Below are 26,388 nucleotides of genomic sequence, written 5' to 3'. Positions count from 1 at the left end.
TTTAAATATAAAAAATATTTAAATTTTAAAAAAATACTAAAACTACTATACAAATCAACAATGATAAAGTATAATCAAAACACTTACCTAGTAGGGTTATAGAGAAAGGTAAGTGGCATTGGTTAGATAAGTTTACTTTCTTGTCTTCAAATCTGTACAAATTGATTTGGAGGCATTTTCAATCTAATAACTATTCTATCATTGTTTCAATATCTAACAAATTTTTCTAATATTTTATTAAAACTTTCCATACTTTCAAAAGTGCTACCAAACATCATTTTAAAATCTCTTTTAATTCAACGATTTAAACATTCACTAACTTGATTACCTTTAAAACCTGATAGACTTTTTGAATGAATTAGATTAGTACTTGTATTAAAAACTTTACTAACAATTTCGCTTGTATTAGCAGAACCTAAATCTGATTGAATAGTCGTAAAATTACATTGTTTAGCACTCGCTAATTCTATTTGATTAACCACATTTAACACAGTTTTGGCATTTTCACTTTTGTTTATTTTTCAGCCAACAATTGAATTACTGTACATATCAGTAGCAAAAACAACTAATAATTTTGTTTTTTTATCACCAATAATTATATTTTTAAATCATGTGCCATCCATACCAACTTTTTCAAGAAAGTTATTACTTGAAAAATTACGTTTTAATAAATCTTTATTATTTTTTAAATCACTATTTTCTACTACTCTATTTGTTGATTTAGGTTCTAATAATAATTTAATATTATTATCTTTTAATATTTGTTTTATGCTTGTTTTACTGCATTTAAGACCTTTATTTTTTATTTTTAACTCTAATCTTACTTTTTCAAAACTAGTGATATTAATGTACTTTTTTTCATTTTTAATGAGAACTATTTTGTTTATTGCTTGTATCAAATTATCATTAATTTTTGATTGATATTGCTTTTTACCTTTTTTTACTCATAAATAGTATGCTGTTTTGCTAATAGCTATGTAAAGAATAATTTTATTTAATTGATGACCTTTTTGCTTATATTTTTCTACTATTAAAAAACACTTATATTTTAATAATTTACTATTTTTTCCCCTTGTTAATTTCTTTTCACAGGCTAATTGCTCCTTTAAAAGTTCTTTTTCAACCTCATCTTTTAAAGCTTGTTTTCTAAGTTTATCAATTTCTTTGTTTAATAGTTTAATTTCAATATCTTTCTTATCGATCCTGTGAGAAGTTTGGGATTTAGAAATTTTGGTGAATGCATTTTCACCTTTAATTTGATATTGGTTAACCCAATTATAAATTAATACTGGAGTTGATAATTTATATTTGACTTGAATTTCATGTATTTTTAGTTTTTTATCAACTAAATACTCATTAACAACGGCTAATTTTGTTTCTTTTGAATAAACTTTATAATTCATAATTTCTCCTTCTGTATTAATTATTTTTAATTATATTACAGATTGAAAATATTAATTGGTAAACTTAAGTGACTGATGCCAGTTTTATATTTTTGGTAAACATCATTTATTTTGACTTGTAGATGGTTTATCAATATCTTCTAAATTAATTGTTTCTCAATCATTATTTTTTCTTTCTTTTACTAATAGAGAAAGTTTGTTCTTATAATCATCAATTATAAGTTGATTAATTCTAATCAACTTTTCATCAGGCTTTGGTTCAACATTATTTTTTTCTTCTATAATACGTATCATTTCCTGTAAAATAGATATCTTTTGATCAACTTCTACTTTCTTTTCTTTATTTTGTCTAGCCATTTTAATTTCCCCTTTTAAAAATAATTAAAGTACTTTTTTATTTATTATTAATTTACGGAATTTTACGTTTATTGGCAATAACTTATATACATTATTATTTCTGAAAACTATAATTAGATATTAGTAAAATAAAATCTAATTAAAGGAGATTGAAAATGAATATTTTAGACATAATAAATAAATTTCCAAACCAAGAATCTTGTATAAAATTTTTAGAAGAAATAAGATGAAATAACAAACCAAAATGTCTTTTTTGTTTTAGTGAAAAAGTTAACTCTGTTTTAAAAGAGTCGCGTTATAAATGCAAAAAATGTCATAAGTCTTTTAGTGTAACTGCTCAAACTATTTTTCATCATACACGTGTACCACTTCAAAAGTGATTTATTTTAATAGTATTAATGGCTAATGCTAAAAAAAGTTTATCATCATCTCAAGCTTCAAGAGACTTAAATTTACGTTTAGCAACTGTATGAAAAATGATGCATAAAATTAGAAAGGCAATGGCTAATGATGAGATTAAATTATTAGCAAAAATATTAGAGATGGATGAAACATATGTGGGTGGAAAACCGCGTAAATATAATGATGTTGATAATAAAAATAACTCATTACGTGGTAGAGGAACTAGTAAAGAGTGTGTTGTTGGCATTATTGAACGAAATGGTAATGTTAAATTATTTCATGCAAAAAATAAAAGTATTAAATCTGAAGATTTAATGAAAATAGTTAAAGAAAATGTTGATATTAACAATTCTATTCTTTTTACTGATGAATATCGTGGATATTATAAAATAGACTTACTGCATAACTAGTTAACTTTTTATTTTTTTGTTATTATTAAAATAAAATTTGAATAGTTAAGGATAAACTTTATGACATATTTTGAATTAAAAGATAAATCTGATCAATATTTTCGTAAAATAGTGGGTATTAATAAACTCGTTTTTAACGAAATTTTAAATATTTTATTAGAACATCAAAAACTCAAAACTACTATTGGTTGAAGGCCATATAAAATGTCAATAGAAGATCGACTAGTAATGAGTTTAAGATATTTATATGAAAATCGTACATATCATAGTATTGGTGCTGAGTATGGTATGGTTGATACTACTACTTTACGAAATATTCGTTCAATTGAAGATATTTTAATAAAGAATAATAAGTTTAATAATTTAACAAATAAAAATATTTTTTTAAAAAGAAGAATTAAAAAATAAAATTTTGATAATTGATGTAACAGAGGTAGAAACAGAACGACCAAAATATAACCAAAAAGATTGATTTTCTGGTAAAAAATGAATGCATACTGTTAAGTTTCAAACCGTAATTAATGCAAATACTAATGAAATTTTAAATATTTTTTCTGATATTGGTAAAAATCATGATTTTAAAACTTTTAAGAATTCAAAGTTAAAGTTTTTACCAGAAACTATAATTCTTGCAGATAAAGGTTATCAAGGTTTACAAAAAATTCATGCTAATACATTTTTACCCATTAAAATTAGCAAAAATAATCCTAAAACAAATAAAACCAAAATCTTTAATAAGATTATTAATAAAACTCGTAGAAAAATTGAACATGTTTTTGCATTTTTAAAATGTTTTAAGATTATTGGTTATAAATTTAGAAAAGCCAGAAAACGAATATTTTTAAGATTTAATTTAATTGCAGGATTTTATAATTTATCATTAAAACTTAAAAACGTTATGCAGTAAGTCTAATGAATAAAATTTTACCACATGAACAAGTTAATCACAAAAAATATTTTTCTTATAATGGTATTCATACAAATACAATAGAAAGTTTTTGAGCAATATTAAAAAGAGGTTTTATCGGCCAATTTCATTGAGTTTCAAAAAAATGACTCCAATCTTATTTAAATGAATTTTGTTTTAAATATAATAACCGTAAAGAAAAAATCACATTTAAAAATATCATAATTAAATTATTTATTAAGAATTAAGTGTTAACCAATAAGCGTAAAATTCCGTTAATTTATATCTTATTTAATATTTATATTTTCTTCATTTAAAAATTAATGAATTTCCAACAACAGTTATATCAGAAAGAGCCATCGCAATTGCAGCCAACGGTGGAATAATAAATCCAGCAGCAGCTAATGGAATAATGATAATATTATAACTAAATGCTCAAATAAAATTGATTCAAATATTATTTTTAGTTTTTTTAGTTAAAACAATAGCCTTATAAACAATACTAATATCATTATCAAGAATAGTAATATCACCTATTTTTTTAGCAATATCACTACCAGAGCCCATTGCAACTGCTAAATCAGATTGTTCTAAGGCAATAACATCATTAACACCATCACCAACAAACGCTACTTTTTTCCCTTTTGCTTGTAAATCAGCAACAATTTTTGACTTACCTTGTGGTGTAACATTAGCAAAATATGTTTCTATCCCAACGCGATTAGCAATAGCAAGTGTTTGTGATTCATTATCACCACTAATTAAAATAACCTCAATTCCCTGTTTTTTAACTTTTTCAATTGTTAATAATGCATTTGTTTGTAATTCATCTTCTAAAATAAAAATATTAGTAACAACTTTATTAATTGCCAATGCCAATACTTTCTGACTAGGAGTAACTATTTCAAAATCAAATGTTTTTAGAAATGGACTAAATGGCATTTTTGCTTTTTGTAAATTTTCAAGTGATGAAATTTGTAATTCTTCAGTTTGATATTTTGCTTTAATACCAAAACCAATTTGTTCTTTAACTTCAGTAATTGTCAATGATTGTCCAACATTATTAGTATTAGCATATAAAGAAAAAGCTAAAGCCAAAGGATGTATTGAATGTTTTTCCATAGCAATTGCCTTACAAACATGTTTTTCTTGACCATAAATTTTAGTAATAACCAAATTACCAGTAGTTAATGTTCCTGTTTTATCAAAACAAATGGTATCAATCTTAGTAATTTTTTCAAAAGCACTAGCCTTATTATAAATGATTCCTATTTTTGCTGCTTTATTAATTCCAACAGCAACTGCTAATGGTGTTGCAATCCCTAATGCACAAGGACAAGCAATTATTAAAGTTGCAATTGCAATTTCTAATGATTCTTGTACACCATTACCTACTGCAAAATAACGAATAAGAAAAACCAAAATGGCAATTAAAATAACAGTTGGTGTAAATCACCCAGAAATTTTATCAGCCAATTTTTGTAATTTTGGTTTCTGAGATTGTGCATCTTCAACTGCCTTAATAATACTTGCTAATACTGTGTCTTTACCAATTTTAGTTGCTTTCATTCTAAAACTATCACCAACATTATTAGTTCCACCAATTAAATTTTGGTTAACTTGTTTAGTAATAACTTGCGATTCACCAGTTAACATTGATTCATTAATAAATGCTTCTTCACTAATTAATTGACCATCAGTAGCAATATTTTCACCTTTTCGTACAATTAAAATATCATTTAATTGTACATCTTCAATATTAATAAAAGTTTCTGTTTTGGTATTATAATCATATTTTAAAATTGATTTTGGCTTTAATGACATTAAACTTTCTAAACCACTAGTAGCCCTTTTCTGTGCAACAGCACTAATTAAATCACCAAGTAAAACAATCATAATAATTGAAGCACTAACTTCAAAATATAAGTGTTCGGTTTTATTAATTACCATTAAATAAATAGAAAAAATAAATGCCGTTGTTGTTCCTAGTGCTACTAAAGTATGCATACCGGGTCATTTTTGTTTAATTAATTCTCGATAAATACCAATATAAAATTTACGACCAAAATAAAATTGAATTGGAATTGCTAGTGCAAGTTGGACATAAGGATTACGTAAACTATCAAAAAATGGAGTATTAGGTATCATAATTAATAATAATGGTAGTAACAATATTCAACCAATAATAAGTTCAATTAAATCACGTAATTTAACATTATGTTGATGATTATGATGTTGTTCTGACATATGAGATTGATGTTGTTCACTACTATGACTATGACTACTATGATCATCTGTAATATCTTTAATCTCAGTTTCAAACTTACAAATTTCATATCCTAAATGATGCATTGCTTTTTTAATTTTTTTTTCATTTCAAAGCTTAGGATCATAACTAAATTGTGCTTTTTTAGTAGCAAAATTGATACTAACAGTAATACCATCTTCTTTGGTAAAATGTCTTTCAATGACACTAGCACAAGAGGTACATGAAACATCTGACAGTACTGCTCTACTAATAACAAAATTATCATTTATATTACTTGTATTATTCATATTAACTTCATCTCCTCAAATTTTAATATTTTAATCTTTTTTATTATTTTTTAACACACAATATATACAAACATAAATTATACACATTTTAATGTTAAAAAATATTAAAAACAATAAATACCCAATCATGTTATTGGGTATTTATTACCTTAAAAAGTAATTAAAAAGTAATGTACTTATATTATAACATAGACTACCTTAAATCTAAAAATTAATTATAAAATGACCATTTTCTTTGATTCTATTTTTACTTTAATTTGTGAATCTATATTATTTATAGCAGTTTTTTTATCTGCAAACTTATCATTGTCAACGGCATCAGTCACTTAAGTTTACCAATTAATATTTTCAATCTGTAATATAATTAAAAATAATTAATACAGAAGGAGAAATTATGAATTATAAAGTTTATTCAAAAGAAACAAAATTAGCCGTTGTTAATGAGTATTTAGTTGATAAAAAACTAAAAATACATGAAATTCAAGTCAAATATAAATTATCAACTCCAGTATTAATTTATGGAATTTTACGCTTATTGGTTAACACTTAATTCTTAATAAATAATTTAATTATGATATTTTTAAATGTGATTTTTTCTTTACGGTTATTATATTTAAAACAAAATTCATTTAAATAAGATTGGAGTCATTTTTTTGAAACTCAATGAAATTGGCCGATAAAACCTCTTTTTAATATTGCTCAAAAACTTTCTATTGTATTTGTATGAATACCATTATAAGAAAAATATTTTTTGTGATTAACTTGTTCATGTGGTAAAATTTTATTCATTTTATAATATCCACGATATTCATCAGTAAAAAGAATAGAATTGTTAATATCAACATTTTCTTTAACTATTTTCATTAAATCTTCAGATTTAATACTTTTATTTTTTGCATGAAATAATTTAACATTACCATTTCGTTCAATAATGCCAACAACACACTCTTTACTAGTTCCTCTACCACGTAATGAGTTATTTTTATTATCAACATCATTATATTTACGCGGTTTTCCACCCACATATGTTTCATCCATCTCTAATATTTTTGCTAATAATTTAATCTCATCATTAGCCATTGCCTTTCTAATTTTATGCATCATTTTTCATACAGTTGCTAAACGTAAATTTAAGTCTCTTGAAGCTTGAGATGATGATAAACTTTTTTTAGCATTAGCCATTAATACTATTAAAATAAATCACTTTTGAAGTGGTACACGTGTATGATGAAAAATAGTTTGAGCAGTTACACTAAAAGACTTATGACATTTTTTGCATTTATAACGCGACTCTTTTAAAACAGAGTTAACTTTTTCACTAAAACAAAAAAGACATTTTGGTTTGTTATTTCATCTTATTTCTTCTAAAAATTTTATACAAGATTCTTGGTTTGGAAATTTATTTATTATGTCTAAAATATTCATTTTCAATCACCTTTAATTAGATTTTATTTTACTAATATCTAATTATAGTTTTCAGAAATAATAATGTATATAAGTTATTGCCAATAAACGTAAAATTCCGTTAATTTATAATTGGGTTAACCAATATCAAATTAAAGGTGAAAATGCATTCACCAAAATTTCTAAATCTTAAACTTCTCACAGGATCGATAAGAAAGATATTGAAATTAAACTATTAAACAAAGAAATTGATAAACTTAGAAAACAAGCTTTAAAAGATAAGGTTGAAAAAGAACTTTTAAAGGAGCAATTAGCCTGTGAAAAGAAATTAACAAGGGGAAAAAATAGTAAATTATTAAAATATAAGTGTTTTTTAATAGTAGAAAAATATAAGCAAAAAGGTCATCAATTAAATAAAATTATTGTTTACATAGCTATTAGCAAAACAGCATACTATTTATGAGTAAAAAAAGGTAAAAAGCAATATCAATCAAAAATTAATGATAATTTGATACAAGCAATAAACAAAATAGTTCTCATTAAAAATGAAAAAAAGTACATTAATATCACTAGTTTTGAAAAAGTAAGATTAGAGTTAAAAATAAAAAATAAAGGTCTTAAATGCAGTAAAACAAGCATAAAACAAATATTAAAAGATAATAATATTAAATTATTATTAGAACCTAAATCAACAAATAGAGTAGTAGAAAATAGTGATTTAAAAAATAATAAAGATTTATTAAAACGTAATTTTTCAAGTAATAACTTACTTGAAAAAGTTGGTATGGATGGCACATGATTTAAAAATATAATTATTGGTGATAAAAAAACAAAATTATTAGTTGTTTTTGCTACTGATATGTACAGTAATTCAATTGTTGGCTGAAAAATAAACAAAAGTGAAAATGCCAAAACTGTGTTAAATGTGGTTAATCAAATAGAATTAGCGAGTGCTAAACAATGTAATTTTACGACTATTCAATCAGATTTAGGTTCTGCTAATACAAGCGAAATTGTTAGTAAAGTTTTTAATACAAGTACTAATCTAATTCATTCAAAAAGTCTATCAGGTTTTAAAGGTAATCAAGTTAGTGAATGTTTAAATCGTTGAATTAAAAGAGATTTTAAAATGATGTTTGGTAGCACTTTTGAAAGTATGGAAAGTTTTAATAAAATATTAGAAAAATTTATTAGATATTGAAACAATGATAGAATAGTTATTAGATTGAAAATGCCTCCAAATCAATTTGTACAGATTTGAAGACAAGAAAGTAAACTTATCTAACCAATGCCTCTGCTAATTTACTAATTACTAAATCAATTCCTTGTTTACTAATACTAGAAAATAAAATAATAGGAGTATTAGTGCTAAGTTTTAAAGTTGATAATATTAATTTTTTATTTTTTACTAATTGACTATTTTTCACTTTATCAACTTTAGTAGCAATTAAATGAATTTTTAAATGATAATGTTGTAAATATTCCAACATATCAATATCATCTTTACTAGGTGCATGTCTTAAATCTAATAATAAAAAAACTGCTTTTAAATTTTTTCGTGACTGAAAGTATTCATCCATCATTGTCGCAAATTGGATTTTTTTTTCATTTGATACTTTAGCAAAACCATAGCCAGGAACATCAACAAAGCGACAAATATTATTATTAATTGTAAAAAAATTTAGTATTTGTGTTTTACCGGGCGTTTGTGAAACTCTAGCTAACTTACCATTATTACAAATTGTATTTAAAAATGTTGATTTACCAACATTACTGCGACCAACAAAACAAAACTCAGGAATTTCATCCTGCGGCCATTGTTCTTCTTTAATAGCACTAGTTAAAAACTGTGCTTGCTTAATTCGTTCCATTTTTTACCTCTTATTCAAAAATATATTATAGTCAATAGTTAAAATTTAAACTAATTATTATTTTAAATTTTATTAATAAAATTAGTAAAATGAATATTATCTAATGGTCATATATCAAAACCAAAAAATAATGCAGCCAAAATGATACCACCACCAATAATACAAATAGCAAGTCATTTTATAATTTTAAATAATAACATAAAACTAATAATAGCAACTATTACAAATGTATTCATGTTTACCTCCTATTATTTTAATTATTAAAGTAACACATAACATTAATTAATAATAACATAAAATAAATTTTAATATTTTATAGTAATCATCTTTTTCTTAAAATTATATAAATTAAAAAAAGTTATCTTTTTAAAGAGAAAAATGTTAAAATGTCAAAGGATAAAGGAGAGTGATACCATGACTGACAGCGATTCCATTTATAATAATAAAAATAATACTAATTTAAAAATTAGTAATTTCAAAAGTGTACTTTTAAATAAAGATTCAGTTAAATATTCTCCTAGTATTTTTACTAAAAAAATATTTTTTTAGCGTGTTAATAAATTTCTAAATCCTTATTTAAAAGTCTTAAAATAAGAAAAATAAGGAGGTAAAGAAATTATGAAGATTTTTTTAAACAAAATTTATTTTAAATTACAATTTAGTTTTAAAAAACCATTAGTTTACACAAACGGTGATTATATTAAACAAATTGCCCAATTTAACCAAAAACAATTACTAAAAAATTTAGATTTACATAATTTTGGTCTTAAAACAGATCAAATTGAAATAAGAAGAAAAAAATATGGAATTAATACTTTAAAAAATACAAAATTTAATTGAATTTTAGAATTTTTAAAAGCATATTTTGGACCATTCAATATAATTTTATCAATTATTACTATCTATAATTTATTCTCATATTTTACAACAAATGATACTTCAATTTATTCATTGGTTGCTGCTATTATTGTTGGAACTATGATTTTATTAAGTGGAACACTAATTTACATTCAATCAATACGAGCTTTTTTTATTACTAAACATTTAACAATTTTGGTCAAAAATACAGCTACTGTTATTCGTAATATAAACATTAATCAAATTACTAAAGAAAACTCAATTAAAATAATTAAACAAGCACAAGAAATAAATGTTAATGAATTATTACCTGGTGATTTAATTTATTTATCAGCTGGTGATTTAATTCCTGCTGATTTAAAAATTTTATTAAGCAATGATTTATTTATTAATCAATCATCATTAACGGGAGAATCATTACCTGCTGAAAAACACGCTATTAATGATCCTACATATCAAAACTTATTTGATTTACAAAATATTTGTTTTATGGGAACAAGTGTTGTTTCTGGAAGTGCAATTGCTATTGTTATAGCAACAGCTACTAACACCTACTTCGCTACTATTGCTGATACAATAAATAAACAACGTCCATTAAGCAGTTTTTCTAAAGGAATTAAACGTGTTACTTTAATGTTAATTTGCTTTATGCTAGTAATGGTTCCCATTGTTTTAATTATTAATGGCCTTTTAAAAAGCGATTGACCTGCAGCATTTATTTTTTCAATTTCGGTTGCTGTTGGTTTGACTCCTGAAATGTTACCAATGATTGTTACCTCTAATCTAGCACGAGGTGCTAGTAAAATGAGTAAACAAAAAGTAGTTGTCAAACAACTAGCTGCTATTCAAAATTTAGGTGCAATTGATATTTTATGTACTGATAAAACAGGAACTTTAACTAATGATAATATTGAAGTAGTCAACCATATAACATTGGACAATAAAACAAACAATGATTTAATTAAGTTTATTTATTTAAATAGTTACTTTCAAACAGGAATTAAGAATCCAATGGATAACTCAATAATTGAATTTGGTGAAAAAAATAAGTTAAAAAATATAAGCGATTATTATCAAAAAATTGATGAAATTCCTTTTGATTTTAATCGTCGCAAATTAACAATTGTTTTACAAGATAAATTAAATAATAAAAAATTAATTTGTAAAGGTGCAATTGAAGAAGTTATTAATACATGTAATCGTATAGTTTATCAAGATAAAGTAATACCATTAAATTCTGATTTAATGAAAATGGTTAATAAAAAAATAACAAAATTAAATGAACAAGGATTACGTGTCTTAGGTGTCTCATATGAAGATACAAATCTTACTAATAATAAATATAATGAAACAAACGAAAAAAATTTAATTTTTCTTGGTTTTGTAACTTTTCTTGATACACCAAAGCCTACAGCAACAAAAATGATCAAATTGCTAAAAACACACGGTGTTGATCTAAAAATATTAACTGGTGATAATGAATTAGTAACAAGAGCAATTTGCAATCGTGTTAATCTGGAAATTAAAGGATTAATTTCTGGTGAACAATTAACTGGACTAACTAAATATGAACTAAAAAGAGTTGTTGAAAATAATAATATTTTTGTTAAACTAAACCCATTACAAAAAGCAAAAATTATTCAAACTTTAAAAAGTAATGATCATGTTGTTGGTTTCATGGGTGATGGTATTAATGATGCTTTAGTATTAAGAAATGCTGATGTTGGAATTTCTGTTGATAATGCTACTGATATTGCAAAAGAAGCATCAGATATCATTTTATTAGAAAAATCATTATTAGTTTTAGAAAAAGGGATTATTGAAGGTCGTCGCATTTTTGGTAATATTTTAAAATATATTAAAATTACGATTGCTTCTAACTTTGGTAATGTCTTTAGTGTGTTAGTAGCATCAGCATGATTTGCTTTTGCACCAATGTCACCAGTACAATTATTATTTCAAAATTTATTATATGATATTTCACAATTTACGATTGCCTTTGATCGTGTTGATCCATCATTTTTATTAAAACCACAACGCTGAAATCCAAAAGGAATGTTACCATTTGCTTTTATTAATGGACCTATAAGTAGCATTTTTGATATCTCTACTTTTGCCATTTTAGGATTTGGATTTGGTGTCTTTGCTAATCCTTCTGCAGAAAATATTAATATGTTCAACTCAGGATGATTTATTGAAGGTTTATTAACGCAAACATTAATAGTACAAATGTTTAGAACTGAAAAAATTCCTTTTATTCAAAGTCGTGGTACTTGACCAGTGAATATAATGGCAATTGCTATTTGTACCATTGGATTAAGTTTACCTTATACTTACATTGGTCATCAAATGAATATGGTAGGACCACCACCAACCTATATTCCAATTGTTTTAGGAATAATCATGACTTATTGTGTGCTAAGTCAATTAATAAAAATGGGATATATTAAAACATTTAAAAAATGATTATAACTGTAATTAATCTTAAAGTTTGCAATTTTAAATACCGATTATCTATATTTAATATAGAAATAAATCTTATGATATAATTTTTTCAAACTTAATATAAGTTTTTAACCTATTTATTTTAAAACTAAAATAAATAGGTTTTTTAATTTGATAGGAGAAAAAAATGTCTAATTTAAAAGAAATATCTAAATTAAGTACAACTATAAATATTAATAAAAATGAAAAATTGATTAAAGCCGCTAAACATGATGATTTAGAATTGGTCCAAACTTTACTAAAAAATAACGCTGATGTTAATTGGCATTGGTTAGATAAGTTTACTTTCTTGTCTTCAAATCTGTACAAATTGATTTGGAGGCATTTTCAATCTAATAACTATTCTATCATTGTTTCAATATCTAACAAATTTTTCTAATATTTTATTAAAACTTTCCATACTTTCAAAAGTGCTACCAAACATCATTTTAAAATCTCTTTTAATTCAACGATTTAAACATTCACTAACTTGATTACCTTTAAAACCTGATAGACTTTTTGAATGAATTAGATTAGTACTTGTATTAAAAACTTTACTAACAATTTCGCTTGTATTAGCAGAACCTAAATCTGATTGAATAGTCGTAAAATTACATTGTTTAGCACTCGCTAATTCTATTTGATTAACCACATTTAACACAGTTTTGGCATTTTCACTTTTGTTTATTTTTCAGCCAACAATTGAATTACTGTACATATCAGTAGCAAAAACAACTAATAATTTTGTTTTTTTATCAGCAATAATTATATTTTTAAATCATGTGCCATCCATACCAACTTTTTCAAGAAAGTTATTACTTGAAAAATTACGTTTTAATAAATCTTTATTATTTTTTAAATCACTATTTTCTACTACTCTATTTGTTGATTTAGGTTCTAATAATAATTTAATATTATTATCTTTTAATATTTGTTTTATGCTTGTTTTACTGCATTTAAGACCTTTATTTTTTATTTTTAACTCTAATCTTACTTTTTCAAAACTAGTGATATTAATGTACTTTTTTTCATTTTTAATGAGAACTATTTTGTTTATTGCTTGTATCAAATTATCATTAATTTTTGATTGATATTGCTTTTTACCTTTTTTTACTCATAAATAGTATGCTGTTTTGCTAATAGCTATGTAAACAATAATTTTATTTAATTGATGACCTTTTTGCTTATATTTTTCTACTATTAAAAAACACTTATATTTTAATAATTTACTATTTTTCCCCTTGTTAATTTCTTTTCACAGGCTAATTGCTCCTTTAAAAGTTCTTTTTCAACCTCATCTTTTAAAGCTTGTTTTCTAAGTTTATCAATTTCTTTGTTTAATAGTTTAATTTCAATATCTTTCTTATCGATCCTGTGAGAAGTTTGGGATTTAGAAATTTTGGTGAATGCATTTTCACCTTTAATTTGATATTGGTTAACCCAATTATAAATTAATACTGGAGTTGATAATTTATATTTGACTTGAATTTCATGTATTTTTAGTTTTTTATCAACTAAATACTCATTAACAACGGCTAATTTTGTTTCTTTTGAATAAACTTTATAATTCATAATTTCTCCTTCTGTATTAATTATTTTTAATTATATTACAGATTGAAAATATTAATTGGTAAACTTAAGTGACTGATGCCTTCTTTAAAAATATAATTTTAATAAAAAAATAGAAATATAAAAATTAAAAGATAATAATATTTTTTTGTATTTTTCATGATAAAATCTTAAATAACATAAAGTAAATCTAAAAGAAAAAGGGACATAACTATGAATAAAAAAAACAATATACTATAGTTTTATTAATAATTCCTATTTCTTTATTTGTATTATTACTTACCTTATTTTTAACAAATATTTGAAAACCCTCAATTGTTGCTATTATTTTTATTACTATTTTGTTAATAATAGTAGCAATTTTTACATGACATCTTATAAAAATAGTTATTCACAATTTGATGAAGAACATATCCATAATTTTGAAGATAATTTTAAACAACGATTTTGAAAACTAGGAGTAATTGATTTTATTGCTGATTTTTGTGAGAACCTGTTTAGAATCTTTTAGAGAATAAGGTAAAATTACTATATATTTTAAAATAAGAGCTATATATGCATAAAAATTATCCAAGTCATGTCACTAAAGAACAATTTGAGAACATAAGATTAATTTTAGAAAATGTCAAAAAGAAAACAAAACCAAGAAATTTAGATTTATATGAAGTATTTTGTGCAGTTTTATATGTATTAAAAAGTGGTTGTCAATGAAAAATGTTACCAAAAAATTTTCCAAAATGACAAACTGTATATTATTACGGAATTTTACGTTTATTGGCAATAACTTATATACATTATTATTTCTGAAAACTTTAATTAGATATTAGTAAAATAAAATCTAATTAAAGGTGATTGAAAATGAATATTTTAGACATAATAAATAAATTTCCAAACCAAGAATCTTGTATAAAATTTTTAGAAGAAATAAGATGAAATAACAAACCAAAATGTCTTTTTTGTTTTAGTGAAAAAGTTAACTCTGTTTTAAAAGAGTCGCGTTATAAATGCAAAAAATGTCATAAGTCTTTTAGTGTAACTGCTCAAACTATTTTTCATCATACACGTGTACCACTTCAAAAGTGATTTATTTTAATAGTATTAATGGCTAATGCTAAAAAAAGTTTATCATCATCTCAAGCTTCAAGAGACTTAAATTTACGTTTAGCAACTGTATGAAAAATGATGCATAAAATTAGAAAGGCAATGGCTAATGATGAGATTAAATTATTAGCAAAAATATTAGAGATGGATGAAACATATGTGGGTGGAAAACCGCGTAAATATAATGATGTTGATAATAAAAATAACTCATTACGTGGTAGAGGAACTAGTAAAGAGTGTGTTGTTGGCATTATTGAACGAAATGGTAATGTTAAATTATTTCATGCAAAAAATAAAAGTATTAAATCTGAAGATTTAATGAAAATAGTTAAAGAAAATGTTGATATTAACAATTCTATTCTTTTTACTGATGAATATCGTGGATATTATAAAATGAATAAAATTTTACCACATGAACAAGTTAATCACAAAAAATATTTTTCTTATAATGGTATTCATACAAATACAATAGAAAGTTTTTGAGCAATATTAAAAAGAGGTTTTATCGGCCAATTTCATTGAGTTTCAAAAAAATGACTCCAATCTTATTTAAATGAATTTTGTTTTAAATATAATAACCGTAAAGAAAAAATCACATTTAAAAATATCACAATTAAATTATTTATTAAGAATTAAGTGTTAACCAATAAGCGTAAAATTCCGTATTATTATTTTCAAATTTGAAGTAAAAATAATGGTAAAGAACCTAGCATATGACAATTAATTTTAAAAAAATTAGTTAGAAAAGTTCCTATCAATAATCATCGAAAAGAAAAAACCAGTTTTTGTATAATTGATTCACAAAGTGTTAAAAATACAGATACTACTAAAAACAAAGGTTATGATGCTGGTAAAAAGATTTCAGGAATAAAACGTCATATTGCTGTTGATTCTCAAGGTTTACCACATGCAATTTACGTAACTACAACAGAAAAAACAGATCGTAATAGTGCTATAATAATGATTCAAAATGAAAAAGAAAATCTTTCTACAGTTCAAAAAATAATAGTAGATACTGGTTATACTGGTGAAAAATTTGCTTCTGCAATCAAAACAATTATAAATGCGAATGTTGAAATTGTAAAACGTAATGAATTACATTCTTTTGTAGTATTACCAAAAAGATGAGTTGTAGAGCAAAGTTTTGCTTGATTAGAAAAATGTAGAAGATTATGAAAAAATTGTGAAAGAAAATTAAATACTAGTTTACAAATGGTTATTCTTTCCTTTATTTCAATTTTATTAAAAAGATTCTAAACAGGTTCTGACACAATTGGCATTGGTTCATTTGCAGTAAGTATTATTTTGTTAAAATTAACAAAACAAGTACGTAATGATAAAAAAATTTTAGGAATTATAAATGTTGGTGATAGTATTCCTACTTGCTTAGAAGCAATTATTTTTATTGCTTTAATTCAAGTATCATGACCAACACTAGTTTCATTAATTTCTGATGCAACATTAGGTGCCTATTTAGGGGCCATTATCGCAAATAAAATTAAACTTAGTTGATCACAACTATTTATTGTTTCAATTATTATGCTTTTAGGTCAAAAAAAATTAGAATTATGCCAACAGCAGATAATAATAGTCTTGATATTTGATGAAAATATTTGGTTGGTATTAGTATATTCTTTGTCCTTGGTGCTTTCATGGCATTAGGAGTTGGTATTTATGCTCCAGCAATGGCAACTACTTATTTATTAGGTCTTAGCGCTGAATGCGCTTTTCCAATTATGATGGGGTCTGCAGCTTTTTTAATGCCAGTTGCTGGCACACATTTTATTAAAGATAAAAACTATGAAATTAAACCACCAATTGCTTTCACACTAGGTGGATCAATTGGTGTTATTTGTGCTTACTTAAGTGTATTCTTATTATTACAAAATGTTCTTGGTTTTTAAATAAAGAACAATTTATTAATATTCTACTATGATTAATTATCGTAATAATTTGGTATACATCTTCTTCACTAATAATTACATCAGTAAAAAAATTACGTAATTATCAAAAACAAAAATCACATCAGAAATTAATTATTGATTCTTACATATAATAAAAGGTTGTTAATTAACAACCTTTTATTATTACTACTTAAATTTTATTATTACTAAAATCATCAATTCCTTTTTTAATAATATTAAATACTTGCTTTGATAATACATCAGTAGATAATTTAATAAATTCACTTGGTTCAATTGCCTTATGAAAAATAAGATGAATATCTTTTTTACCTTTATATTTTCGATCAAAAATTTGATAAGAATTAATAATAGTAACAGGAATAATTGGTACATAAGATTGATATGCCATATTAAAAGCACCTGCTTTAAATTCTTGCATTTCTTGTTGATGACTTCTTGTTCCTTCTGGGAAAATTATCATTGTACGTGGAATTCTAATTAATTCCTTTGCTTCTTGAAAAGCCGTAACAGCTGTACGTGGATTATTACGATCAATAAATAAAACATCAATTAAAAAAATAAATCTTCGTGCCAAATGGCTTTTTTTTAATTCTTCTTTTGCAATAAAACCTAAAGGTGCATATAAACTATAATCATTTACCGATAATACTAATAATGGATCAAAATTTGATTGATGATTAGCAACCATTACACATCCTTTCCTTTTAGGTCAATTTTCAATGTTATGAACGGTTAATTTAATATTATATAATCATTTAATATAACGCACACGTTTTTTCAATCAAATATATCGTTTTGCTTCAGAAACTAAACTTGGGTCTTTTAATACCTTTCTTGTCATTGAGCCTGATTTACTATAAGTTTGTAATAAATAAGGTCAAGTTAAAATTGCTTTTCAAATGTTCATTATTATTTTTTTTCCTTTCTTTGATACACATTCGCCACAAATTCTGCAAATTCTGTTGTTTTGATTAATTTAAAATCAGAAAAATTACTAATAGGAAATAAAAGATCACCATTATATAAATTTTTAATGACTGAAACATATAAATAATCAGCATAATCTCATGCCTGTTTATAAATTTCAGCACCACCAATAATACAAATATCTGTTTTTTTATTACCTTGATATTGTTTTAAATATGAAATAATATCATTTGTGAAAGTAATATTATTATCATTTAGAAATTGTTGATAACGTTCTTGATGATTAGTAACAACTATATTGTAACGATTTTTTAATGGTTTGCCAATACTTTCAAAAGTTTTTGATCCCATTAATACATTTTTATTTAAAGTAATGCTCTGAAAATATTGCATTTCTTCTTTAATTTTTCAGGGCAATTTATTATTAAAACCAATTACCTTTTCTTTGGTCATTGCTCAAACTAAAATTACCATTATACTGCAACCTGACCTCTAATCAACGGATATGGATCATATTGTTCTAATTTAAAGTCTTCAAATTTAAAGTTAAATAAATTAGTAATATTCTTATTAATAACTAAAATTGGCAATGATTTTGGTTTTCTACTTAATTGTTCATTAATTTGTGAAAAATGATTACTATAAATATGAGCATCACCTAAAGTATGAATAAATTCTCCTAATTGATAGCCACATATTTGTGCTAACATTATTGTTAATAATGCATAAGAAGCAATATTAAAAGGAACCCCTAAAAAAATATCTGCACTGCGTTGATATAATTGACAAGATAATTTTTTATCATCAGAAACGTAAAATTGAATTAAAGTATGACATGGTGGTAGTGCCATATTTTTAATTTCTGCAGGGTTTCATGCTGATAAAATGTGTCTTCGTGAAAAAGGATTATTTTTTAAATTTTCTATTAACTCCTGTAACTGATCAACACCATTAAAATTACGTCATTGTCTACCATAAACAGGTCCTAAATCACCAAATTCAAGAGCGAATTGATGATCAGTTTTAACTTTTTCAACAAATTCTTCTAACGTTTCATTTTGATATTTTTTACTTTCCATAAATTTCTTATAAGGTCACTCATTTCAAATTTTAACATTATTTTTAACTAAATATTGAATATTAGTATCACCAGCAATAAATCATAATAGCTCATGAACAATAGAAGCAAAATGAACTTTTTTTGTAGTTAATATGGGAAAACCTTTTTGTAAATCAAAACGCATTTGATAACCGAAAGTAGAAATAGTACCAGTGCCTGTTCTATCAGTTTTTTTATATCCTTTTTCTAAAACATATTGACATAAATCTAAATATTGTTTCATAATCATTACCTCTTTCATAAATCAAATTAAATCAATTATATTTTAACAAAAAATATTTTTTTATCTAAGTTTTAATTTTATTATTTATTCTATATACATATTCAAAAATTTCTAAAAATACACTTAATAAATATTTAATTTTTATCATTTCTATGTATAATTAAAATAAAATATTAATATCACATTTCATGTTATTTGAAAGTAAAATTAAATTGAGTCAAAATGAAGTATTTAGTTGAATAGGTGTTATTTCTGGTTCTAGCTTACTTATTTCTTTTATATTACTTTTAATGTTTTTAGTAATAAAATTTTTATTAAATTATAAACAAAAAAATAAAGTTAAAAGAATACTTTCTTCAAATGATTTTAGTCAAATCATAGAAACTAAAAAAGAATTAAAAATAAAACTAAGAAAATATTTTAAAGAAATCTTTATTAGAGATGTTGATATAAATTTATTTAAAAAATTCCTAAAATCAGAAAGTGGACTTAATAAAAAAACCAACAAAAATTGCCTGAAATTTTTTTATAATTTTGACAAGTTCAATATTAGTAAATAAATCCGAAGGAAGAGTTTCTGAAGCAATCAAAAGTATTAAAAATACTTTTGATGAAAGTAAACAAATATTATTAACTTCCGATAACAATAACTTAGTAACAGATGTAATTTTAAAAATTATGAATTTAAAAATCAGACCAATCTTAATTAGTAGTAGATCACTAGCAAAAATAGACACTAATGGTAATTTCATCATTAATGATGAAAATTTAAGCGAAGAAGAAATCGAAGATTTTTGAAAACAAATTGATAAAGTTAGAAAAGATTTAATAGAAAACAAATACTTATATTTTATTTCAATATTTTCACTTTCAACTGCAACTAATGAACAAATCAACAAACTACACAGATTAAAATATTAAATGTTTAAATAAAATATAAGTAAAAAACAAATTTAAATTTTAAAAACAATATCTTTAAAATTACCTATTAAGACTTATGTTAAAAAAAGGATTTAAACAGTGAGAAAAATTTTTATTTCATATCATTATCTAAGAACCTGTTTAGATTCTTTTAGAGAATAAGGTAAAATTACTATATATTTTAAAATAAGAGGTATATATGCATAAAAATTATCCAAGTCATGTCACTAAAGAACAATTTGAGAACATAAGATTAATTTTAGAAAATGTCAAAAAGAAAACAAAACCAAGAAATTTAGATTTATATAAAGTATTTTTGTGCAGTTTTATATGTATTAAAAAGTGGTTGTCAATGAAGAATGTTACCAAAAAATTTTCCAAAATGACAAACTGTATATTATTATTTTCAAATTTGAAGTAAAAATAATGGTAAAGAACCTAGCATATGACAATTAATTAAAAAAAATTAGTTAGAAAAGTTCCTATCAATAATCATCGAAAAGAAAAAACCAGTTTTTGTATAATTGATTCACAAAGTGTTAAAAATACAGATACTACTAAAAACAAAGGTTATGATGCTGGTAAAAAGATTTCAGGAATAAAACGTCATATTGCTGTTGATTCTCAAGGTTTACCACATGCAATTTACGTAACTTCACCAGAAAAAACAGATCGTAATAGTGCTATAATAATAATTAAAAATGAAAAAGAAAATCTTTCTACAGTTCAAAAAATAATAGTAGATGCTGGTTATACTGGTGAAAAATTTGCTTCTGCAATCAAAACAATTATAAATGCGAATGTTGAAGTTGTAAAACGTAATGAATTACATTCTTTTGTAGTATTACCAAAAAGATGAGTTGTAGAGCGAAGTTTTGCTTGATTAGAAAAATGTAGAAGATTATGAAAAAATTGTGAAAGAAAATTAAATACTAGTTTACAAATGGTTGTTCTTTCCTTTATTTCAATTTTATTAAAAAGATTCTAAACAGGTTCTGAGAATACTAAATGTTTGATTACATTTCAAACATCTTATTCTTTTTAAATCAGAAGTATTCAAATTAAAACTAGAACACCTAATACATTTGTTTTCTTTCAAATTTGCTATATATGCAAGACATTGCTGTTCAGTTTGAAAAGCATTGTTGAACTCATTCAGTTTCATTGTTCCCTCCACAAGTACATGTGGGGAAAAGTCCGTTTACTTTTTTCAAAAAATAATGTTTATGCTTTAACAACTGAATATAATGATTATCATAATAAAATAATTTATAAACTTTTAGCTAATGAAAATGAATTTACTTTAATTGACTATAAAACAGAAATAAATAATAACTATAATATTGAATCATACCGTTTTGCTGTTGCTAATATTGGAAATATTTATATATTAAGTAAAAACTGAAATAATAACACAACAATTGTTTATAAATATTTATTTGAAAAAAACAGTTTTATAGAATTAAATGGTTTACCAACAAAAAATATTATAAACAGTAGCGTTGATCTAAGAGTTGATAGTAAAAATAATATTTATATATTAAACTTACATAATAAATTTCGGAATTTTACGTTTATTGGCAATAACTTATATACATTATTATTTCTGAAAACTATAATTAGATATTAGTAAAATAAAATCTAATTAAAGGTGATTGAAAATGAATATTTTAGACATAATAAATAAATTTCCAAACCAAGAATCTTGTATAAAATTTTTAGAAGAAATAAGATGAAATAACAAACCAAAATGTCTTTTTTGTTTTAGTGAAAAAGTTAACTCTGTTTTAAAAGAGTCGCGTTATAAATGCAAAAAATGTCATAAGTCTTTTAGTGTAACTGCTCAAACTATTTTTCATCATACACGTGTACCACTTCAAAAGTGATTTATTTTAATAGTATTAATGGCTAATGCTAAAAAAAGTTTATCATCATCTCAAGCTTCAAGAGACTTAAATTTACGTTTAGCAACTGTATGAAAAATGATGCATAAAATTAGAAAGGCAATGGCTAATGATGAGATTAAATTATTAGCAAAAATATTAGAGATGGATGAAACATATGTGGGTGGAAAATCGCGTAAATATAATGATGTTGATAATAAAAATAACTCATTACGTGGTAGAGGAACTAGTAAAAAGTATGTTGTTGGCATTATTGAACGAAATGGTAATGTTAAATTATTTCATGCAAAAAATAAAAGTATTAAATCTGAAGATTTAATGAAAATAGTTAAAGAAAATGTTGATATTAACAATTCTATTCTTTTTACTGATGAATATCGTGGATATTATAAAATGAATAAAATTTTACCACATGAACAAGTTAATCACAAAAAATATTTTTCTTATAATGGTATTCATACAAATACAATAGAAAGTTTTTGAGCAATATTAAAAAGAGGTTTTATCGGCCAATTTCATTGAGTTTCAAAAAAATGACTCCAATCTTATTTAAATGAATTTTGTTTTAAATATAATAACCGTAAAGAAAAAATCACATTTAAAAATATCACAATTAAATTATTTATTAAGAATTAAGTGTTAACCAATAAGCGTAAAATTCCGATAAATTTTATAAATGCTTAGCTAGTGAAACTCAATTTAAAGAAATTTTATTAATAAATAATAATAACATTCAGATAAGTAATATAGTATTTGATAGTGAAAACAATATTTATGTTGTACAAACTGATGGTCTTTATAAATGTCTAGCTAACAAAATGAAATTGAAAAAAATGACAATAGAAGATAATTACACGCCAAGAAGCATATCAATTGATAAAAATAATAATATTTATCTCATAGATATTGATAGTCATATTTATAAATGCTTAGCTAATGAAATGGAATTTAAACAAATGACAGGACTATTAAGATCTATTACAAATGTAAAATTTGATGATAAAAATAATATTTATGTATTAGCTAAAAAAAATTATCCTTATAAATACTTAGCTAATGAAATGAATTTTAAAGAAATTTGTAATAAACAAACATTCAATGATGAAAATCAATTTGAAGTAACATATCGTTTTGCTGCTCACGATTGAATAATTATAAAAATTAGTTATGATATTTTTTTGAATATGGAACAAATATATAATGATGAAAATCAAAGTAATTTTAAAAAATTATTTTACAACATTATTATTGGTTTTGCTAAAAAAGATGAGACTGGGCTTGCTGGTGGTATTTTAGAATTAGATTATACTACAGCAATTTCAATAATAATTGAACATTTTGAAGAAATTAATCAATTTTTTAAAACTTTATCACAAGGCCAAGGTATAAAAATTACTACAAATAGAATTGGATCATGAGATAAAAATGATAATATGGGAGTATTTAATCAGTAAAACCTAATTATAATTAAGTAATATTTAGTTTGTATTTTAATATTTTTTTCTAAAATTAAATTGTAAATAAATATTAATTTAAAATTCGTGGTTTAGAATGAAAAGTATTACTAATACCATTATTAGTACTATTACTATCATTAGTATTATTTATAATTGGCTTAATACGCATATCAAATAAAGTAATAGCAGCATTTTTAATACTAATAAAAAATTGCTTTAAAAATGCTAATTGTTCAAATGTAAAATTTAGTTCTTGATTAGTAATCAAATCATTAATTTTTTTAATATCATAATTATTTTCATAATACACGGCAAAATTATCACATTGATTTTGTTTGATTAACATAAAAAAAGAATCAATAGTATTATTAACCAATTCTTCAATTGGTAATGCTTTTAAAATTTTAGGTTCAGTATCATTATAAGTTGTTGTTACTTTATATAAAATTTTTAAATCATTATCAATTTTATATTTTTCTAATTTATAATTTTTTAATTGATTGTTATCATTAAGATAATATGATTTGTTTGCCATTTGATTACCACCTTTAAATAAAATAAATCCTTTTTCAATTTAAACAAATGAAAAGAGATTTAAAAAATCAAGTATTACTTCTCATTTAATTTTACAACTAAATTATTTAGAAATAAAGTAAATCTATAATAAAATAATAGGCATCAGTCACTTAAGTTTACCAATTAATATTTTCAATCTGTAATATAATTAAAAATAATTAATACAGAAGGAGAAATTATGAATTATAAAGTTTATTCAAAAGAAACAAAATTAGCCGTTGTTAATGAGTATTTAGTTGATAAAAAACTAAAAATACATGAAATTCAAGTCAAATATAAATTATCAACTCCAGTATTAATTTATAATTGGGTTAACCAATATCAAATTAAAGGTGAAAATGCATTCACCAAAATTTCTAAATCCCAAACTTCTCACAGGATCGATAAGAAAGATATTGAAATTAAACTATTAAACAAAGAAATTGATAAACTTAGAAAACAAGCTTTAAAAGATGAGGTTGAAAAAGAACTTTTAAAGGAGCAATTAGCCTGTGAAAAGAAATTAACAAGGGGAAAAAATAGTAAATTATTAAAATATAAGTGTTTTTTAATAGTAGAAAAATATAAGCAAAAAGGTCATCAATTAAATAAAATTATTGTTTACATAGCTATTAGCAAAACAGCATACTATTTATGAGTAAAAAAAGGTAAAAAGCAATATCAATCAAAAATTAATGATAATTTGATACAAGCAATAAACAAAATAGTTCTCATTAAAAATGAAAAAAAGTACATTAATATCACTAGTTTTGAAAAAGTAAGATTAGAGTTAAAAATAAAAAATAAAGGTCTTAAATGCAGTAAAACAAGCATAAAACAAATATTAAAAGATAATAATATTAAATTATTATTAGAACCTAAATCAACAAATAGAGTAGTAGAAAATAGTGATTTAAAAAATAATAAAGATTTATTAAAACGTAATTTTTCAAGTAATAACTTTCTTGAAAAAGTTGGTATGGATGGCACATGATTTAAAAATATAATTATTGGTAATAAAAAAACAAAATTATTAGTTGTTTTTGCTACTGATATGTACAATAATTCAATTGTTGGCTGAAAAATAAACAAAAGTGAAAATGCCAAAACTGTGTTAAATGTGGTTAATCAAATAGAATTAGCGAGTGCTAAACAATGTAATTTTACGACTATTCAATCAGATTTAGGTTCTGCTAATACAAGCGAAATTGTTAGTAAAGTTTTTAATACAAGTACTAATCTAATTCACTCAAAAAGTCTATCAGGTTTTAAAGGTAATCAAGTTAGTGAATGTTTAAATCGTTGAATTAAAAGAGATTTTAAAATGATGTTTGGTAGCACTTTTGAAAGTATGGAAAGTTTTAATAAAATATTAGAAAAATTTATTAGATATTGAAACAATGATAGAATAGTTATTAGATTGAAAATGCCTCCAAATCAATTTGTACAGATTTGAAGACAAGAAAGTAAACTTATCTAACCAATGCCATTTAAATTTAATTTATATTAATTAGGAAATTTATTATTTGCCTGAAGTTCCAACAGCCATTTTTTGCGCAAGAATAACACTATCAAAATGTAAATGTAAAAATGTGGGTTCACCATCATTAAAATTTTTTATTTCTTCTGTGCCGCTATGTGAACTAAAAAAATGAGTTGTAAAAGATGTATTTAATACTTTAAGTAAAGACTCAAACTTTGTTTTGTTTAATTCATTAACAAATTCTAATTTAAAACCAGAAGTTGATTCATCTGCTTTGAATCCTTGATCAGCAGTTAGTTTTAAATCAGTTTGAGCTTCTTTTATAATATTTGTTGTTATTATTACCTTTGAAACATTTAAATTTGCTGCCTTTATATTAATATTATAAGACTTAACAAGTTTAGCAGCAGTTTTGCTACTCATAATATCAATTTGACAAATACCATCTGCTACTTTAAAGTCAGTTGTATCAGCAACTGATATTTCACCTAGAATAGCAGTTTTAATTGTTACAATTAAATTGGTAATAGCCTCAACATCGGGTTCTAAGT

30 protein-coding genes and 3 pseudogenes are annotated in these 26,388 nt (G+C 23.5%); 19 read left to right on the top strand and 14 right to left on the bottom strand.

What is annotated here, in order from left to right; all coding sequences use genetic code 4:
- Nucleotides 1-122: 122 nt before the first annotated feature.
- Both AAHM85_RS00785 and AAHM85_RS00780 read right to left on the bottom strand, forming a co-directional pair.
- A complete protein-coding gene (locus tag AAHM85_RS00785) occupies nt 123-1,403 on the bottom strand; it encodes an IS3 family transposase (RefSeq protein ID WP_342260607.1) in 1,281 nt (426 codons plus the stop codon).
- Between the two features lie 84 nt (nt 1,404-1,487).
- Nucleotides 1,488-1,760 carry a hypothetical protein gene (locus AAHM85_RS00780; protein WP_342260606.1) on the bottom strand — a complete coding sequence of 91 codons (273 nt, stop codon included), beginning with the start codon at nt 1,758-1,760 and terminating at the stop codon, nt 1,488-1,490.
- A gap of 155 nt (nt 1,761-1,915) precedes the next feature.
- Here AAHM85_RS00780 and AAHM85_RS00775 point away from each other — a divergent pair, with 155 nt between their 5' ends.
- Genes AAHM85_RS00775 through AAHM85_RS00760 form a run of 4 tightly spaced genes read left to right on the top strand, consistent with a single transcriptional unit; the run spans nt 1,916 to nt 3,727 of the window.
- On the top strand, nt 1,916-2,572 hold the full coding sequence (locus AAHM85_RS00775; protein ID WP_342260605.1) for an IS1595 family transposase: 657 nt from the start codon (nt 1,916-1,918) through the stop codon (nt 2,570-2,572).
- A 60-nt stretch (nt 2,573-2,632) separates the two neighbouring features.
- Nucleotides 2,633-2,980: a transposase family protein gene (locus tag AAHM85_RS00770; RefSeq protein ID WP_342260604.1), complete on the top strand. Its 348-nt coding sequence runs from the start codon at nt 2,633-2,635 to the stop codon at nt 2,978-2,980.
- Nucleotides 2,981-2,984: 4 nt separating this feature from the next.
- Entirely contained in the window at nt 2,985-3,479 is a 495-nt protein-coding gene (locus AAHM85_RS00765; RefSeq protein ID WP_342260487.1) for a transposase family protein, read from the top strand.
- A gap of 5 nt (nt 3,480-3,484) precedes the next feature.
- Nucleotides 3,485-3,727, top strand: coding sequence for a transposase (locus AAHM85_RS00760; RefSeq protein ID WP_342260603.1), 243 nt, complete (start codon nt 3,485-3,487; stop codon nt 3,725-3,727).
- 43 nt (nt 3,728-3,770) lie between these two features.
- Here the strand turns inward: AAHM85_RS00760 and AAHM85_RS00755 are convergent, their stop codons facing one another.
- Entirely contained in the window at nt 3,771-6,035 is a 2,265-nt protein-coding gene (locus AAHM85_RS00755; RefSeq protein WP_342260602.1) for a cation-translocating P-type ATPase, read from the bottom strand.
- Between the two features lie 394 nt (nt 6,036-6,429).
- On the opposite strand from AAHM85_RS00755, the gene AAHM85_RS00750 reads away from it, so the two are divergent.
- The gene (locus AAHM85_RS00750; RefSeq protein WP_342260601.1) at nt 6,430-6,585 is read left to right on the top strand and encodes a hypothetical protein; all 156 of its coding nucleotides are present in this window, start codon (nt 6,430-6,432) and stop codon (nt 6,583-6,585) included.
- Here the strand turns inward: AAHM85_RS00750 and AAHM85_RS00745 are convergent.
- Nucleotides 6,582-7,460 (bottom strand): IS1595 family transposase, encoded by an 879-nt coding sequence (locus AAHM85_RS00745; RefSeq protein WP_342260524.1) that lies wholly within the window; start codon nt 7,458-7,460, stop codon nt 6,582-6,584. The two genes, AAHM85_RS00750 and AAHM85_RS00745, sit on opposite strands and share 4 nt — an antisense overlap.
- Nucleotides 7,461-7,947: 487 nt before the next feature.
- Between AAHM85_RS00745 and AAHM85_RS00740 the strand changes: the two genes are divergently transcribed.
- Complete coding sequence (locus AAHM85_RS00740; RefSeq protein WP_342260600.1) at nt 7,948-8,724, top strand: IS3 family transposase; 777 nt, start codon at nt 7,948-7,950, stop codon at nt 8,722-8,724.
- Here AAHM85_RS00740 and yihA read toward each other — a convergent pair.
- A complete protein-coding gene (gene yihA, locus AAHM85_RS00735) occupies nt 8,717-9,310 on the bottom strand; it encodes a ribosome biogenesis GTP-binding protein YihA/YsxC (protein ID WP_342260599.1) in 594 nt (197 codons plus the stop codon). The genes AAHM85_RS00740 and yihA overlap by 8 nt on opposite strands.
- Before the next feature lie 62 nt (nt 9,311-9,372).
- On the bottom strand, nt 9,373-9,546 hold the full coding sequence (locus tag AAHM85_RS00730) for a hypothetical protein (RefSeq protein ID WP_342260598.1): 174 nt from the start codon (nt 9,544-9,546) through the stop codon (nt 9,373-9,375).
- Between the two features lie 382 nt (nt 9,547-9,928).
- On the opposite strand from AAHM85_RS00730, the gene mgtA reads away from it, so the two are divergent.
- Nucleotides 9,929-12,640, top strand: a complete 2,712-nt coding sequence (mgtA, locus tag AAHM85_RS00725) for a magnesium-translocating P-type ATPase (protein ID WP_342260597.1) — start codon at nt 9,929-9,931, stop codon at nt 12,638-12,640.
- A 304-nt stretch (nt 12,641-12,944) separates the two neighbouring features.
- Here mgtA and AAHM85_RS00720 read toward each other — a convergent pair whose 3' ends face one another.
- A complete protein-coding gene (locus tag AAHM85_RS00720) occupies nt 12,945-13,721 on the bottom strand; it encodes an IS3 family transposase (protein ID WP_342260596.1) in 777 nt (258 codons plus the stop codon).
- A gap of 149 nt (nt 13,722-13,870) precedes the next feature.
- Nucleotides 13,871-14,224 carry a transposase gene (locus tag AAHM85_RS00715; RefSeq protein ID WP_342260595.1) on the bottom strand — a complete coding sequence of 118 codons (354 nt, stop codon included), beginning with the start codon at nt 14,222-14,224 and terminating at the stop codon, nt 13,871-13,873.
- Between the two features lie 364 nt (nt 14,225-14,588).
- Here AAHM85_RS00715 and AAHM85_RS00710 point away from each other — a divergent pair, with 364 nt between their 5' ends.
- The 6 genes and pseudogenes from AAHM85_RS00710 to AAHM85_RS00685 all read left to right on the top strand — a co-directional run bounded on the left by AAHM85_RS00710 (nt 14,589) and on the right by AAHM85_RS00685 (nt 17,226).
- Nucleotides 14,589-14,732 carry a hypothetical protein gene (locus AAHM85_RS00710; protein ID WP_342260594.1) on the top strand — a complete coding sequence of 48 codons (144 nt, stop codon included), beginning with the start codon at nt 14,589-14,591 and terminating at the stop codon, nt 14,730-14,732.
- A gap of 44 nt (nt 14,733-14,776) precedes the next feature.
- A pseudogene (locus AAHM85_RS00705) lies at nt 14,777-14,980 on the top strand (transposase); the annotation flags it as partial.
- A 99-nt stretch (nt 14,981-15,079) separates the two neighbouring features.
- Entirely contained in the window at nt 15,080-15,958 is an 879-nt protein-coding gene (locus tag AAHM85_RS00700; protein WP_342260593.1) for an IS1595 family transposase, read from the top strand.
- Nucleotides 15,959-15,985: 27 nt separating this feature from the next.
- A pseudogene (locus tag AAHM85_RS00695) lies at nt 15,986-16,579 on the top strand (IS5 family transposase); the annotation flags it as partial.
- Between the two features lie 48 nt (nt 16,580-16,627).
- Nucleotides 16,628-16,984 carry a hypothetical protein gene (locus AAHM85_RS00690; protein WP_342260592.1) on the top strand — a complete coding sequence of 119 codons (357 nt, stop codon included), beginning with the start codon at nt 16,628-16,630 and terminating at the stop codon, nt 16,982-16,984.
- A complete protein-coding gene (locus AAHM85_RS00685; protein ID WP_342260591.1) occupies nt 16,975-17,226 on the top strand; it encodes a hypothetical protein in 252 nt (83 codons plus the stop codon). The genes AAHM85_RS00690 and AAHM85_RS00685 overlap by 10 nt, the downstream gene beginning before the upstream one ends.
- Before the next feature lie 190 nt (nt 17,227-17,416).
- Here AAHM85_RS00685 and AAHM85_RS00680 read toward each other — a convergent pair whose 3' ends face one another.
- The 3 genes from AAHM85_RS00680 to thyA are packed head-to-tail and all read right to left on the bottom strand — an operon-like array spanning nt 17,417 to nt 19,517.
- Nucleotides 17,417-18,154, bottom strand: a complete 738-nt coding sequence (locus AAHM85_RS00680) for a lysophospholipid acyltransferase family protein (protein ID WP_342260590.1) — start codon at nt 18,152-18,154, stop codon at nt 17,417-17,419.
- Nucleotides 18,155-18,156: 2 nt separating this feature from the next.
- Nucleotides 18,157-18,648, bottom strand: a complete 492-nt coding sequence (locus AAHM85_RS00675; protein WP_338975326.1) for a dihydrofolate reductase — start codon at nt 18,646-18,648, stop codon at nt 18,157-18,159.
- A complete protein-coding gene (thyA, locus tag AAHM85_RS00670) occupies nt 18,648-19,517 on the bottom strand; it encodes a thymidylate synthase (protein ID WP_342260589.1) in 870 nt (289 codons plus the stop codon). Before thyA ends, AAHM85_RS00675 begins: the two co-directional genes overlap by 1 nt.
- Nucleotides 19,518-19,729: 212 nt before the next feature.
- Between thyA and AAHM85_RS00665 the strand changes: the two genes are divergently transcribed.
- The 3 genes and pseudogenes from AAHM85_RS00665 to AAHM85_RS00655 form a co-directional block, all read left to right on the top strand.
- Complete coding sequence (locus AAHM85_RS00665) at nt 19,730-20,077, top strand: hypothetical protein (RefSeq protein WP_342260588.1); 348 nt, start codon at nt 19,730-19,732, stop codon at nt 20,075-20,077.
- Nucleotides 20,052-20,438 carry a hypothetical protein gene (locus AAHM85_RS00660; protein ID WP_342260587.1) on the top strand — a complete coding sequence of 129 codons (387 nt, stop codon included), beginning with the start codon at nt 20,052-20,054 and terminating at the stop codon, nt 20,436-20,438. Before AAHM85_RS00665 ends, AAHM85_RS00660 begins: the two co-directional genes overlap by 26 nt.
- Nucleotides 20,439-20,637: 199 nt before the next feature.
- Nucleotides 20,638-21,423, top strand: a pseudogene (locus AAHM85_RS00655) (transposase); the annotation flags it as partial.
- On the opposite strand, the gene AAHM85_RS00650 reads toward AAHM85_RS00655, so the two are convergent.
- Entirely contained in the window at nt 21,412-21,615 is a 204-nt protein-coding gene (locus tag AAHM85_RS00650; protein ID WP_342260586.1) for a hypothetical protein, read from the bottom strand. The pseudogene AAHM85_RS00655 and the gene AAHM85_RS00650 overlap by 12 nt on opposite strands.
- 484 nt (nt 21,616-22,099) lie before the next feature.
- On the opposite strand from AAHM85_RS00650, the gene AAHM85_RS00645 reads away from it, so the two are divergent.
- Nucleotides 22,100-22,978 carry an IS1595 family transposase gene (locus AAHM85_RS00645; RefSeq protein ID WP_342260585.1) on the top strand — a complete coding sequence of 293 codons (879 nt, stop codon included), beginning with the start codon at nt 22,100-22,102 and terminating at the stop codon, nt 22,976-22,978.
- Between the two features lie 182 nt (nt 22,979-23,160).
- Nucleotides 23,161-23,796, top strand: a complete 636-nt coding sequence (locus AAHM85_RS00640; RefSeq protein WP_342260584.1) for a hypothetical protein — start codon at nt 23,161-23,163, stop codon at nt 23,794-23,796.
- Nucleotides 23,797-23,869: 73 nt separating this feature from the next.
- Here the strand turns inward: AAHM85_RS00640 and AAHM85_RS00635 are convergent, their stop codons facing one another.
- Nucleotides 23,870-24,334, bottom strand: coding sequence for a hypothetical protein (locus tag AAHM85_RS00635; RefSeq protein ID WP_342260583.1), 465 nt, complete (start codon nt 24,332-24,334; stop codon nt 23,870-23,872).
- 219 nt (nt 24,335-24,553) lie between these two features.
- Here AAHM85_RS00635 and AAHM85_RS00630 point away from each other — a divergent pair, with 219 nt between their 5' ends.
- The gene (locus AAHM85_RS00630; RefSeq protein WP_342260582.1) at nt 24,554-25,834 is read left to right on the top strand and encodes an IS3 family transposase; all 1,281 of its coding nucleotides are present in this window, start codon (nt 24,554-24,556) and stop codon (nt 25,832-25,834) included.
- Between the two features lie 42 nt (nt 25,835-25,876).
- On the opposite strand, the gene AAHM85_RS00625 is transcribed toward AAHM85_RS00630, so the two are convergent.
- Complete coding sequence (locus AAHM85_RS00625; RefSeq protein WP_342260581.1) at nt 25,877-26,260, bottom strand: hypothetical protein; 384 nt, start codon at nt 26,258-26,260, stop codon at nt 25,877-25,879.
- Nucleotides 26,261-26,388: the final 128 nt, after the last annotated feature.

This window comes from Spiroplasma endosymbiont of Notiophilus biguttatus (genome assembly GCF_964030985.1).
In the GTDB taxonomy this organism is placed as follows: domain Bacteria; phylum Bacillota_I; class Bacilli_A; order Mycoplasmatales; family VBWQ01; genus Spiroplasma_E; species Spiroplasma_E ixodetis_A.
Note: the sequence above shows the minus strand (reverse complement) of the source record. Positions and strands in the feature narration are given on the sequence as shown.